Source organism: Pseudomonas aegrilactucae (assembly GCF_019168305.1).
Taxonomy (GTDB): domain Bacteria; phylum Pseudomonadota; class Gammaproteobacteria; order Pseudomonadales; family Pseudomonadaceae; genus Aquipseudomonas; species Aquipseudomonas aegrilactucae.
In genome coordinates this window covers 26,785-38,316 of the sequence record NZ_JAHTBI010000048.1, presented here as the reverse complement: position 1 = coordinate 38,316, position 11,532 = coordinate 26,785, and the positions used below count along the sequence as shown (strand labels likewise).

At 64.6% G+C, this 11,532-nt stretch carries 16 protein-coding genes; 7 read left to right on the top strand and 9 right to left on the bottom strand.

What is annotated here, in order from left to right; translation table 11 throughout:
• Positions 1-22: 22 nt before the first annotated feature.
• On the bottom strand, positions 23-1,594 hold the full coding sequence (locus KUO17_RS14285) for a SulP family inorganic anion transporter (protein ID WP_217976198.1): 1,572 nt from the start codon (positions 1,592-1,594) through the stop codon (positions 23-25).
• Between the two features lie 133 nt (positions 1,595-1,727).
• Here KUO17_RS14285 and KUO17_RS14280 point away from each other — a divergent pair, with 133 nt between their 5' ends.
• Positions 1,728-2,057 carry a DOPA 4,5-dioxygenase family protein gene (locus KUO17_RS14280; RefSeq protein WP_217976197.1) on the top strand — a complete coding sequence of 110 codons (330 nt, stop codon included), beginning with the start codon at positions 1,728-1,730 and terminating at the stop codon, positions 2,055-2,057.
• A gap of 117 nt (positions 2,058-2,174) precedes the next feature.
• On the opposite strand, the gene trpA is transcribed toward KUO17_RS14280, so the two are convergent.
• Positions 2,175-2,987, bottom strand: coding sequence for a tryptophan synthase subunit alpha (trpA, locus tag KUO17_RS14275; protein ID WP_217976196.1), 813 nt, complete (start codon positions 2,985-2,987; stop codon positions 2,175-2,177).
• On the bottom strand, positions 2,984-4,201 hold the full coding sequence (trpB, locus tag KUO17_RS14270; RefSeq protein ID WP_217976195.1) for a tryptophan synthase subunit beta: 1,218 nt from the start codon (positions 4,199-4,201) through the stop codon (positions 2,984-2,986). The genes trpA and trpB overlap by 4 nt, the downstream gene beginning before the upstream one ends.
• 111 nt (positions 4,202-4,312) lie before the next feature.
• Here trpB and KUO17_RS14265 point away from each other — a divergent pair, with 111 nt between their 5' ends.
• On the top strand, positions 4,313-5,209 hold the full coding sequence (locus KUO17_RS14265) for a LysR family transcriptional regulator (RefSeq protein ID WP_217976194.1): 897 nt from the start codon (positions 4,313-4,315) through the stop codon (positions 5,207-5,209).
• Here KUO17_RS14265 and KUO17_RS14260 read toward each other — a convergent pair whose 3' ends face one another.
• Positions 5,210-5,536, bottom strand: a complete 327-nt coding sequence (locus tag KUO17_RS14260) for an ElaB/YgaM/YqjD family protein (RefSeq protein ID WP_217976193.1) — start codon at positions 5,534-5,536, stop codon at positions 5,210-5,212. It lies immediately after the preceding gene.
• Between the two features lie 153 nt (positions 5,537-5,689).
• Between KUO17_RS14260 and KUO17_RS14255 the strand changes: the two genes are divergently transcribed.
• Together KUO17_RS14255 and KUO17_RS14250 are read left to right on the top strand one after the other, a co-directional pair.
• Positions 5,690-5,905, top strand: a complete 216-nt coding sequence (locus KUO17_RS14255; protein WP_217976192.1) for a dodecin — start codon at positions 5,690-5,692, stop codon at positions 5,903-5,905.
• Between the two features lie 52 nt (positions 5,906-5,957).
• Positions 5,958-6,179, top strand: a complete 222-nt coding sequence (locus KUO17_RS14250; protein ID WP_217976191.1) for a DUF1161 domain-containing protein — start codon at positions 5,958-5,960, stop codon at positions 6,177-6,179.
• Between the two features lie 71 nt (positions 6,180-6,250).
• On the opposite strand, the gene KUO17_RS14245 is transcribed toward KUO17_RS14250, so the two are convergent.
• On the bottom strand, positions 6,251-7,255 hold the full coding sequence (locus KUO17_RS14245; protein WP_217976190.1) for an LLM class flavin-dependent oxidoreductase: 1,005 nt from the start codon (positions 7,253-7,255) through the stop codon (positions 6,251-6,253).
• A gap of 182 nt (positions 7,256-7,437) precedes the next feature.
• Between KUO17_RS14245 and KUO17_RS14240 the strand changes: the two genes are divergently transcribed.
• Together KUO17_RS14240 and KUO17_RS14235 are read left to right on the top strand one after the other, a co-directional pair.
• On the top strand, positions 7,438-7,872 hold the full coding sequence (locus KUO17_RS14240) for an OsmC family protein (protein ID WP_217976189.1): 435 nt from the start codon (positions 7,438-7,440) through the stop codon (positions 7,870-7,872).
• Between the two features lie 84 nt (positions 7,873-7,956).
• Positions 7,957-8,190: a DUF1161 domain-containing protein gene (locus KUO17_RS14235; protein WP_217976188.1), complete on the top strand. Its 234-nt coding sequence runs from the start codon at positions 7,957-7,959 to the stop codon at positions 8,188-8,190.
• 3 nt (positions 8,191-8,193) lie between these two features.
• Here KUO17_RS14235 and KUO17_RS14230 read toward each other — a convergent pair whose 3' ends face one another.
• On the bottom strand, positions 8,194-8,607 hold the full coding sequence (locus KUO17_RS14230; RefSeq protein WP_217976187.1) for a PA0061/PA0062 family lipoprotein: 414 nt from the start codon (positions 8,605-8,607) through the stop codon (positions 8,194-8,196).
• A 51-nt stretch (positions 8,608-8,658) separates the two neighbouring features.
• Positions 8,659-9,072 (bottom strand): PA0061/PA0062 family lipoprotein, encoded by a 414-nt coding sequence (locus tag KUO17_RS14225; protein WP_217976186.1) that lies wholly within the window; start codon positions 9,070-9,072, stop codon positions 8,659-8,661.
• Positions 9,073-9,137: 65 nt separating this feature from the next.
• Between KUO17_RS14225 and KUO17_RS14220 the strand changes: the two genes are divergently transcribed.
• Positions 9,138-10,241, top strand: a complete 1,104-nt coding sequence (locus KUO17_RS14220) for an aminopeptidase (RefSeq protein WP_217976185.1) — start codon at positions 9,138-9,140, stop codon at positions 10,239-10,241.
• A gap of 41 nt (positions 10,242-10,282) precedes the next feature.
• Here KUO17_RS14220 and KUO17_RS14215 read toward each other — a convergent pair whose 3' ends face one another.
• Both KUO17_RS14215 and KUO17_RS14210 read right to left on the bottom strand, forming a co-directional pair.
• A complete protein-coding gene (locus tag KUO17_RS14215) occupies positions 10,283-10,933 on the bottom strand; it encodes an HAD family hydrolase (protein ID WP_217976184.1) in 651 nt (216 codons plus the stop codon).
• Between the two features lie 29 nt (positions 10,934-10,962).
• Complete coding sequence (locus tag KUO17_RS14210; protein WP_217976183.1) at positions 10,963-11,511, bottom strand: gamma carbonic anhydrase family protein; 549 nt, start codon at positions 11,509-11,511, stop codon at positions 10,963-10,965.
• Between the last annotated feature and the right edge of the window lie 21 nt (positions 11,512-11,532).

Here is an 11,532-nt window from a genome sequence, read left to right as displayed (position 1 = left end):
GCTTGCCAGCGAAGGGGCCTGCTCAATCGTCGAACCGGATCGGGCAACCCGCCGCTCCTTCCAGCTTCTGCAACTCCTCCACCACCTGCCCCCGCGCCCGTCGCAGCACCAATTGACGCCCTTGCCGGCGCAGCCGCCGCGCTTCCTGGTGCAGCATCTCCACCCCCGAATAGTCGATGAAGTTGATCTGCCGCGCATCGATCACCACCACCTGCGCCTGGCACCGCTGCAGGCGCACCTGCAGGTAATGGCTGGCGCCGAAGAAGATCGAGCCCAATACCCGCAGCACGTCCGCCTCGCCTTCGCGCGACTGCTGTACCCGCGGTTGCGAGGTGCGCTTGAGGTAGAAAAACAGTGACGCCAGCACCCCCGCATAGATCGCCGTCTGCAATTCCAGCAGCAAGGTCGCAACGCAGGTCAGCGCCATCACCAGAAATTCCGGCCGGCTGACCCGAAACAACGCACGGATGGCACGGTGATCGACCAGCCCCCAGCAGATCAGCAGGATACTGCCGGCCATCGCGGGGATCGGGATATGTGCGATCAGGTGCGCACCGGCCAGTGCGAACAGCGCCACCCACAGCGCCGAGAACACGCCGGCCAGCGGCGACCGGGCGCCGGCGTCATGGTTGAGCCCGGAGCGCGTGAACGAGCCCGACGACAGGTACCCCGAGAACCACGCCCCCCCCAGGTTCGACAGGCCCTGGGCGCGAATCTCCTGGTTGGCGTCGATCAGTTGCTCAGAACGGATCGACAGCGAGCGCGCAATCGACAGGCTGGTGACCAGGCCCAGCATGCCAAGCGCCACGGCGCTGGGCAGCAGGCGCAGCACCATTTCCAGGTCCAGCAGCGGCAGTGGGCTGAAGGGTGGCAACTGCCCGACAAAGGCCGGCACCCGTGCCACATGACCGAATGCCGAAGGCCACAGCCATGCCAGCAGGCTGGCGCCCACCAGACTTGTCAACAGGGCAGGCCAGCGCGGCAGGCTCAGTTTCAGCACCAGGCCCAGCAGCAGCGTGCCGAGCCCCAGCCACAGCGATGGCCAGTCGATTTCACCGGCATGCTGCAGCAGGCCCTGCAGGGTCTTGAGGGCGGTAGTCTGGCTGTCCAGACCGAGCCCGAGCAGGTTGGGCAACTGGCCCAGGGCGATCACCACCGCAGCCCCCAACGTGAAGCCGAGCACCACCGAGTGCGAGACGAAGTTCACCAGCGCGCCGAAGCGCAGCAGGCCGAGCACCCACTGGAACAGCCCGGCAAGAAAGGTCAGCAGCAGGATCAGGGTGATGTAGTCGTCACTGCCCGGCACCGCCATGGGGCTGATGCTGGCGTAGAGCACGATGGAGATCGCGGCGGTCGGGCCACAGATCAGGTGCCAGGAGGAGCCCCACAGGCAGGCGATCAGCACCGGCACGATGGCCGCGTACAGGCCGTATTCGGCGGGCAGGCCGGCGATCAGGGCGTAGGCGATCGACTGGGGCAGTGCCAGGATCGCACCGCTCAGCCCCACCAGCAGGTCGCGGCGTAGGCTGGCGCGGGTTTGCCGGGGCAGCCAGGCAAGAAAGGGAAACAGACGGTGGCTCTTTAGCCAGGCCATGGGGCACTCGATGCTGTGCAGTGGGTGCTCAGGGTGCAGTGTCGTGGAGGGTGGTGCAAGCCGTGGTTGGGTTGCAGGAGGCAAGGCGTTGTATTCTTGATGCGTTGGATCCTTCTCTGAGTCAGGAGTCACTGTGCAACGGATCAAGGGCTATCACGCCCACGTTTATTACGACGCCAGCACGATGCAGCAGGCGCGGGAGCTGTGCGAGCAAGCCGCCACGCTGTTCGGTGTGAGCATGGGGCGCATGCACCAGAAACCGGTGGGGCCGCACCCGGACTGGAGCTGCCAGTTGGCGTTCGGGCCTGAGGTAGTGGGCGTGGTGTTGCCGTGGCTGGCGCTTTATCGCAACGGGTTGGTGGTGTTTCTGCACCCGTTGACCGGAGATGAGCTGGCGGATCACCGCGATCATGCGATCTGGATGGGGGCGATCAGGCCATTGGACCTTTCGCTGTTCGAATGATCCCGTGTCGGCAGTGCGCCCTTCGCTGGCAAGCCAGCTCCCACAGAAAGACAGGTGATTTCAGGATCACGCTGTACCTGTGGGAGCTGGCTTGCCAGCGAATGGAGCACCTCGGTACTAAGCCTTGCGTGCTGAACGCACACCCTCGGCCAGCGCCGAGCACAGCGCCAGTACATCGCTGACCGCCTGCTCGCCGCTGTTGGCATTGGCGATCTTGTCCACCAGCGCCGACCCCACCACCACGCCATCGGCCAGCCGCGCAATCGCCGCCGCCTGTTCCGGGGTGCGGATGCCAAAGCCGACGCTGATCGGCAGATCGGTATGTCGACGCAGCCGCTCGATGGCGCTGCTCACATGCTCGGCAGTCGCCGAACCTGCACCGGTCACACCGGCCACCGACACGTAGTAGACAAAGCCCGAGCTGCGCTCCAGCACACGCGGCAGGCGCGCATCGTCGGTAGTCGGCGTGGTCAGGCGGATAAAGTCGATACCCGCGGCCTGCGCCGGCGTTGCCAGTTCGGCGTCGTGCTCCGGCGGCAGGTCGACGATGATCAGGCCATCCACACCCGCCTCCCTGGCCTGGGCCACGAACGCCTCCACGCCAAAACGGTGGATCGGGTTGTAATAGCCCATCAGCACGATGGGCGTGGTGTGGTTGTCCACACGGAACTCGCGCACCATCTGCAGGGTTTTCGCCAGGGTCTGCCCGGCGTCCAGCGCCCGCAGCGTCGCCAGCTGGATCGCCACGCCATCGGCCATCGGGTCGGTGAACGGCATGCCCAGTTCGATCACGTCGGCACCGGCCGCCGGCAGGCCCTTGAGGATCGCCAGCGAGGCATCGTAGCCGGGGTCGCCGGCCGTGACGAAGGTCACCAGGGCCGCACGGCCCTCGCGCTTGAGGTCGGCAAAACGTTGTTCAAGACGGCTCATGCCTGCTTCTCCTGCGCGGCCATATGGCTCATGACGGTTTGCATGTCTTTGTCACCCCGCCCGGACAGGCACACCACCATCAGGTGATCCTTGGGCAGGGTCGGCGCACGCTTGATGGCTTCGGCCAGGGCGTGCGAGGTTTCCAGCGCCGGGATGATGCCTTCCAGGCGGCAGGTGGTATGGAACGCGGCCAGGGCCTCGTCGTCGGTGATGCTGACGTACTCCACGCGCTTCACTTCGTGCAGGTAGGCATGCTCCGGGCCGATGCCCGGGTAGTCGAGGCCTGCCGAAATCGAGTGGGCGTCGGTGATCTGGCCGTCGGCGTCCTGCAGCAGGTAGGTGCGGTTGCCGTGCAGCACGCCCGGTACGCCACCGTTGAGGCTGGCCGCGTGCTTGTCGGTGTCGACCCCGTGGCCGCCGGCTTCGACGCCGATGATCTGCACGCTGGCGTCATCGAGGAAGTCGTGGAACAGACCCATGGCATTGGAGCCGCCGCCGACGCAGGCGATCAGGCTGTCGGGCAGACGCCCTTCCTTGGCCTGCAGCTGCTCGCGGGTTTCCTTGCCGATGATTGACTGGAAGTCGCGCACCATCGCAGGGTACGGGTGCGGGCCGGCCACGGTGCCGATCAGGTAGAAGGTGTCGTCGACGTTGGTGACCCAGTCGCGCAGCGCCTCGTTCATGGCGTCTTTGAGGGTGCCGGTGCCGGCGGTGACCGGTACGATCTCGGCACCCAGCAGTTTCATGCGGAACACGTTGGCCTGCTGGCGCTCGATGTCGGTGGCGCCCATGTAGATCACGCAGGGCAGGCCGAAGCGCGCGGCCACGGTGGCGGTGGCCACGCCGTGCATGCCGGCGCCGGTTTCGGCGATCAGGCGTTTCTTGCCCATGCGCTTGGCCAGCAGCACCTGGCCGATGCAGTTGTTCACCTTGTGCGCGCCGGTGTGGTTGAGCTCTTCGCGCTTGAAGAAGATCTTCGCGCCGCCACAGTGCTCGGTCAGGCGTTCGGCAAAGTACAGGGGGTTGGGGCGGCCGATGTAGTCGCGCTGGAAGTACGCCAGTTGCTCGACAAAGGCGGGGTCGGCCTTGGCTGCGTCGTATTCGCGGGCCAGGTCGAGCACCAGCGGCATCAGGGTTTCGGCAACGTAGCGGCCACCGAATGCGCCAAACAGGCCGTTGGCGTCGGGGCCGCTGCGGAAGTTGGTCTGGGTCATGGGTCGCTCCAGGGCGTAGGTATGAGGTCGCAATGGGCCTACTCTACCCACGACACGCGCCGCTGAAAACCGATAAGATCGCCACAACCTGTCAGGAAAACTCACACGTTAATGGCCAGAGAACTGCCCCCGCTGAATGCCCTTCGGGCCTTCGAAGCCACCGCCCGACTCAACAGCGTCAGCCAGGCTGCCGAACAACTGCACGTGACCCATGGCGCGGTAAGCCGCCAGTTGAAGGTGCTCGAGGCGCACCTGGGCGTGACCCTGTTCGTCAAGGAAGGGCGTGGCCTTAAACTCACAGATTCCGGTATCCGGCTGCGCGATGCCAGCAGCGAGGCCTTCGAGCGCCTGCGCAGCGTGTGCGCCGAGTTGAGCCAGGACAGTGCCGATGCGCCATTTGTGCTGGGCTGTTCGGGCAGCTTGCTGGCGCGCTGGTTCATCCCGCGACTGGGGCGCCTGCAGGCAGATTTGCCAGAGCTGCGCCTGCACCTGTCGGCCGGTGAAGGCGACCTGGACCCGCGTCGCCCCGGGCTGGATGCGCTGCTGGTGTTCGCCGAGCCGCCGTGGCCGGCCGACATGCAGGTGCATGTGCTGGCGCAGGAGTGCATCGGGCCGGTGCTCAGCCCGCATTTTGCCGGTTATGAACGGTTGCACCAGGCGCCGGCCAGCGCGTTGCTGGGCGAAGCCCTGCTGCAGACCACCTCGCGTCTTCAGGCCTGGCCAGACTGGGCGCGCCAACAGCAGATCGACCCGCAGGCACTGCGCTACGGGCAGGATTTCGAGCATCTGTATTATTTGCTGGAGGCGGCGGTAGCGGGCCTGGGCGTGGCGATCGCGCCCCAGCCGCTGGTGGCCGATGACTTGCGTGCAGGGCGCCTGGCTGCCCCCTGGGGGTTCAGCCAGACCCGCGCAGCGCTGGCGCTATGGGTACCCCGGCGCGCCGCAGACGGGCGCGCCGAACAGCTGGCGCAATGGTTGCGCGCCGAGCTGGGGCGGCAGGCGGCGTGATCAGTCGCCGCGCTTGCACAGCAGGTAGGCGGCCAGCAGGCCCAGCGCGCCCACGGCCACACCGGCAGTGGTCCAGGGGTGTTCCTGGGCGTAGTCGCGGGTCGCGATGCTGGTTTCGCGCGTTTTGGTTTTCACCTCTTCATAGGCATCGGTGAGCAGGCTGCGGGAATGGCGCAGAGCGTTTTCGGCATTGCCCTTGAGGCTTTTAAGGGTTTTGCGCGACTCGTCCGAAGCATCGTCTTTGAGGTTTTCCAGGGATTTGAGGAGGCTTTCGATCTCTGCTTCCATGCTTTGCAACGAGGCTTTACGTAGCGAGCTATTGGCCATGGTGGCTCTCCTTCAGGGTGTGAGTGGCATGTGAAGGTTGGGACTGCGCGCGACGGCGAAAGTGCGATGAAACTTTTCACCGGGTTTTGCCCACACAGGTAAACCTGCCCGGCGCTGCTAGGCTCATTGCACACCTTTTTATGGAGAGCGCTCATGTCTGATCACCACACGTACAAGAAAATCGAACTGGTCGGCTCCTCGCCCAGCAGCATCGAGGACGCGATCAACAATGCGCTGGCCGAGGCCGGCAAGAGCATCAAGCACCTGGAATGGTTCGAAGTGATCGATACCCGTGGCCATATCAAGGATGGCAAGGCGGCGCATTTCCAGGTGACCCTCAAGGTGGGCTTTCGTATCGCCAACAGCTGATGGCGGTGTAGAGCCCCCGGACCCTTTTTGATCTGAACAAGGAATGCGATCGATGAAGAAGTTGGTAATGGCGTTGGGTTTGATGGCGCTGGCCGGGACTGCGCTGGCGGCAGGCAAGCCGTGTGAAGAATTGAAGAGCGAGATCGCCGCCAAGCTCGACGCCAAGGGCGTGAGCGGCTATTCGCTGGAGATCGTCGACAAGGGCGCCGCGACCGATGGCAAGGTGGTGGGCAGCTGTGAAGGCGGCACCAAAGAGATCGTGTACAAGCGTTGATCGATGTTGGCTTCTTCGCCGGCAAGCCGGCTCCCACAGGTTGTGGGAGCTGGCTTGCCGGCGAAGGGCCCTCAGGCGCCCTGCATGACCTGAGACAGAATCTCGTATGAGCGGATCCGGTCGGCATGCTCATACAGGTCGCAGGTAAAGATCAGCTCGTCGGCCCCGGTCTGCTCCAGCAGCACCTCCAGCTTGGCGCGGATCTTCTCGGGCCCGCCGACCATCGCCAGCCCCAGGAAACTCCCCACTGCCTCACGCTCGTGCGGCAACCACAGGCCATCCATGCTGTCGACCGGCGGGCGCTGCACCAGGCTCTGCCCGCGCATCAACGCCAGGATGCGCTGGTACACCGAGGTGGCCAGGCAGTCGGCCTGCTCGTCGGTATCGGCTGCCACCAGCGGTACGCCGAGCATCACATACGGCTTGTCCAGCACCGCAGACGGCTTGAAGTGATTGCGGTAGACGCGAATAGCCTCATGCATCATGCGCGGTGCAAAGTGCGAAGCAAATGCGTACGGCAACCCCCGCATCCCCGCCAGTTGCGCACTGAACAGGCTCGACCCCAACAGCCAGATCGGCACCTCGGTGCCATACCCCGGCACGGCAATGACTTTCTGGTCGGGGGTACGTGGCCCCAGGTAGCGCACCAGTTCCTCGACATCATCCGGGAAGTCGTCCGCACTGCCCGAACGCTCGCGACGCAAGGCGCGGGCGGTCATCTGGTCGGAGCCCGGCGCACGCCCCAGGCCCAGGTCGATGCGGCCCGGGTACAGGCTGGCCAGGGTGCCGAACTGCTCGGCAATCACCAGCGGTGCGTGGTTGGGCAGCATGACCCCGCCCGCCCCCACGCGAATCGTCGAGGTGCCGCCGGCCAGGTAGCCCAGCAGCACGGAGGTGGCGGAGCTGGCGATGCCGTCCATGTTGTGGTGCTCGGCCACCCAGAAGCGCTTGTAGCCGAATTTTTCCACGTGTTGCGCCAGGTCCAGCGAGTTGCGCAGGGACTGGGCCGGGCCACTGTCCTGGCGCACGGGCACCAGGTCGAGGGTGGAATAGTTGATGTCCGCGAGTCGCTTCATGAGCGTGTACGCCTCCTGAGTCGTTAGGCCGACAGCATGCGGCGACCTTTCTGACTCTGTATGGGCATATCCCAGGTATTCAATGGCGCTGCCTGCAATCGGGCTGAACTTGCCCGAATCAGCGCCCTCTGAATTTAACGCCAGGTGCGATCCCCCGCGCCCTCAGGCATTCAGGAGGCTTTATGAGCGAGATAAAAAAGACAGCATCCGCCGTTTGGGAAGGTGGGCTGAAGGACGGCAAGGGCACGATCTCTACTGAAAGCAATTCACTGAGAAACAACCCCTACGGCTTCAATACCCGCTTTGAAAACCAGCCTGGGACCAACCCCGAAGAATTGATCGGTGCAGCCCATGCTGGCTGCTTCTCCATGGCCCTTTCGATGATTCTGGGTGACGCCGGCCTGACCGCCGAGCGTATCGACACCATCGCCGAAGTGACCCTGGACAAGCAGCCCGACGGCTTCGCCATCACGGCGGTACACCTGATTCTGAAAGCCAAGGTGCCTGGCGCCAGCGAGCAGCAGTTCCTGGAGCTGGCCAACAAGGCCAAGGCAGGGTGCCCGGTGTCCAAAGTACTGAACGCGAAGATCAGCCTGGATGCCACCCTGGTGAGCTGACGCTGCTTGCGATCAGAACCGCGCACGGCTTCTTGTGGTCCAATGACTGTCGGCAGATGGTCTGCCGCCACAAGGAGCTGCCCGATGATCCGTATAGCAACCGCCCTGCTCGCCTCGCTGCTGGCTACCGCTGCACTGGCGGCGCCCAAGGACTGCGAAGCGCTCAAGGCCGAGATCGAAGCCAAGATCCAGGCCAACAATGTCCCTTCCTACACCCTTGAAATCGTGAACAACGATGAAGTCCACGACCAGAACATGGTGGTGGGTAGCTGCGAGAACGGCACCAAGAAGATCATCTACCAGAAAAACGACCGCTAGCCGTCAGGGGATACAGAAGATGTCGTTCTGTTCCTCGGCGACCACCTTGCGCTGCGCGTCATACAGGTACGCGCTGGGCTGCATGGCCGGTGCGCGGGCCTCGATGCGGTAGCGCTGGCCGGCCTGGAAGCCGTCATAGCGAATTTTCAGGTAGCAGGTGCGCTCGGTGGGGTCGGTGCTGAAACCACCGGCGTAGACCTCGAAGTCGAAGCGCACGGTCAACTCGTGCGCGCCCGGCGTGACCTGGAAGAACCGCCCGTCGTTGAGGCGCTTGCCGTCGAGCCGGTCGGCCATCAGCACCTTGCCTGGCGTGACGGTGTAAAGGTCGATCCAGGCCTGCTTGCTGTCGACTGGCGGCAAGGGGCTGGCACACGCCCCCAGGGTACTGATGGCGAGCAGCATCATTGGCTGGCGCATGACGATCTCCACGGGCGGGCTTCAAGGTATAAGCATAGCGCCATTGGGCCCTCAGGTGCGCTGGCAGCCCGCCGGCAAGCCGGTACCTACCAGTTTGCGCTGCGCGTCATAGAGCTTGGCCCAGGGCCGAAAGCCAATACTGCCGGCTTCGAGCTGATAGCGCTGACCGGCATTGAAGTCCTTGAATGTCACGTTCATCTGGCAATCGCGCCACAGCGGCGCGTGCACCGGGCCGATGTTGCTCGGGGCCACCGCGAACTGGTAGCGCACCGTCAGCTCATGGCTGCCCGGTGCCACTTCGAAATAGCGGGTATCGGGCCAGGCGCGTTCGTCCACTTGCAGGGCGTGCAGGGTATCGTCGGCGCCAGGGGCAAGATCGACCCAGGCCTGGTTCGGGTCGGCGGGCGGCAGGCCGGCACAGCCGGTCAGGGCCAGCACAGCGCTGGCAACGAGCATCGTACGCATGGCAAAACTCCGGGCGGGCAGGATAGTCTTGGGCCGATGAGCACTTGAGCGAGACATCCCTGCACATGATTCGAATTCTTCTTTGGTTGCGCTCAAGCCCCGGGGCACTCGACCGCGTCTTTCGGCGATTGGTTCCCGTGGTGGTGGTCGGGCTGCTCAGCGGTTGCACCAGTGTCAGCTACTACAGCCAGCTGGCGAGCGGGCAATGGCAACTGTTGCGTGCGCGCGAGCCGGTGGCAGCGCTGGTGGCCGACCCGGCGACACCCCCCGCGTTGCGCCAGCACCTGGTGCAGGCGCAGCAGGCACGGGCGTTTGCCAGCCGTCAGCTGAAGCTGCCGGACAACCGCAGTTACCAGGTGTACGCCGATATCGGGCGGCCGTTCGTGGTGTGGAACGTGTTCGTCACGCCGGAGTTTTCGCTGCAACCGCACACCTACTGCTTCCCCATCGCCGGTTGCGTGGCCTATCGCGGCTATTACAGCCAGGGTGCGGCGCGCGGTGCGGCGGCGTTGCAGAAGGTGCAGGGGCAGGATGTGTATGTGGGCGGGGTCGAGGCGTATTCGACGCTGGGCTGGTTCGATGACCCGATTCTGAACTCGATGCTGGGCTGGGGCGACGAACGCCTGGCCACGGTGATCTTCCATGAGCTGGCGCACCAGCGCGTGTATGTGAAGGACGACACGGCGTTCAACGAGTCGTTTGCCACCTTTGTCGAGCAGCAAGGCTCGCGGCAGTGGCGTGAGGCGCGCGGGCTTGCCCCGCTGGCGCAGGGTGCGGGACGCCAGCGCGACCAGTTCGTCGGGCTGGTGCTGGCCAGTCGCGAGCGGCTCAAGGCGCTGTATGCGCAGCCGTTGCAGGCAACGGTGATGCGTGCAGCCAAGCAGGCGGAGTTCGAGCGCTTGCGGGCGGAGTATCGGACGATGCGTGATACGCAGTGGGCGGGCGACACGCGCTATGACGCGTGGATCAACGCACCGATGAACAATGCCAGGCTGCTGCCATTCGGGCTGTATGACCAGTGGGTGCCGGCGTTTGCGGCGTTGTTTGCCGAGGCAGGTGGGGATTGGTCGGTGTTTTATCGGCGGGTTGAGGCGTGGGGGCGGTTGCCGTTCGAGCAGCGCCAGCAGGCCCTTGAACGCTTCGCTGGCAAGCCGGCGCCCACAGGATAGCGCTGAACCTTGTGGGCGCTGGCTTGCCGGCCAAGGGGGCCTTAACCGCGCATGAAGGCCCGATGCAGCTCACCCAGCGTCGCGAAGTGATACGCCGGCTGCTCTGCCGTCAGCTCCTCGTGGCTGCCAAACCCGTACCCCACCGCTACCGCCTGCAGGCCGTTGCTGCGGGCACCGATCAGGTCGTGCTTGCGGTCGCCGATCATCAGCGTCTGTGCAGGGTCCAGCTGCTCTTCTGCCAGCAGATGGGCAATCAGCTCCACCTTGTTGGTGCGCGTGCCATCCAGTTCGCTGCCGTAGATCACCTTGAAATGCCGGGCAAAGTCGAAATGCCGGGCAATTTCGCGGGCAAATTCCCACGGCTTGGAGGTCGCGATATACAGCGTACGGCCCTGCCCTTGCAGGCCGTCGAGCAACTCGCCCACGCCCTCGAATACCCGGTTCTCGTACAGCCCGGTGACCTTGAAGCGCTCGCGGTAGAAGTTCACCGCCTGCCAGGCCCTGGCCTCGTCGAAGCCATAGAACTGCATGAACGCCTGCAGCAGCGGCGGGCCGATGAAGTGCTCCAGACGGGTCAGGTCGGGCTCGTCGATGCCCAGTTTGGCCAGGGCGTACTGGATCGAGCGGGTGATGCCCTCGCGCGGGTCGGTGAGCGTACCGTCGAGGTCGAACAGAATGTTTTGCTGGTGCATGGCAATCTCGAAATGGGGCTGTGGATAACTCACTCGGGGCGGTCGTAGCCTTCGGCCAGGTGCTGGTCTTTGAGCTTGACGTAGTTGCTGGCGCTGTAGGGGAAAAACGCACGCTCCTTGTCAGTCAGGGCGCGCGCCTGCTTCACCGGGCTGCCCACGTACAGAAAGCCGCTGAGCAGGCGTTTGCCCGGTGGCACCAGGCTGCCGGCGCCAATGATGACGCCGTCTTCCACCACCGCGCCGTCCATGATGGTACTGCCCATGCCCACCAGGATGCGGTTGCCCAGGGTGCAGCCATGCAGCATGACTTTGTGACCAATGGTTACCTCATCACCGATCAGCAGCGCGAAACCCTCGGGGTTGAACGGCCCGGCGTGGGTGATGTGCAGTACGCTGGCGTCCTGCACACTGGTGCGCGCACCGATGCGGATGCGGTGCATATCGCCGCGAATCACCGTCAATGGCCACACCGAGCTGTCCTCGCCGATCTCGACATCCCCCAGCACCACGGCACTGCGGTCGACGAAAGCCCGTGCGCCGAGGCGCGGGGTGTGTTGCTGGAAGCTGCGAATGGCCATTTATAGCGTCTCTCTTGAAGG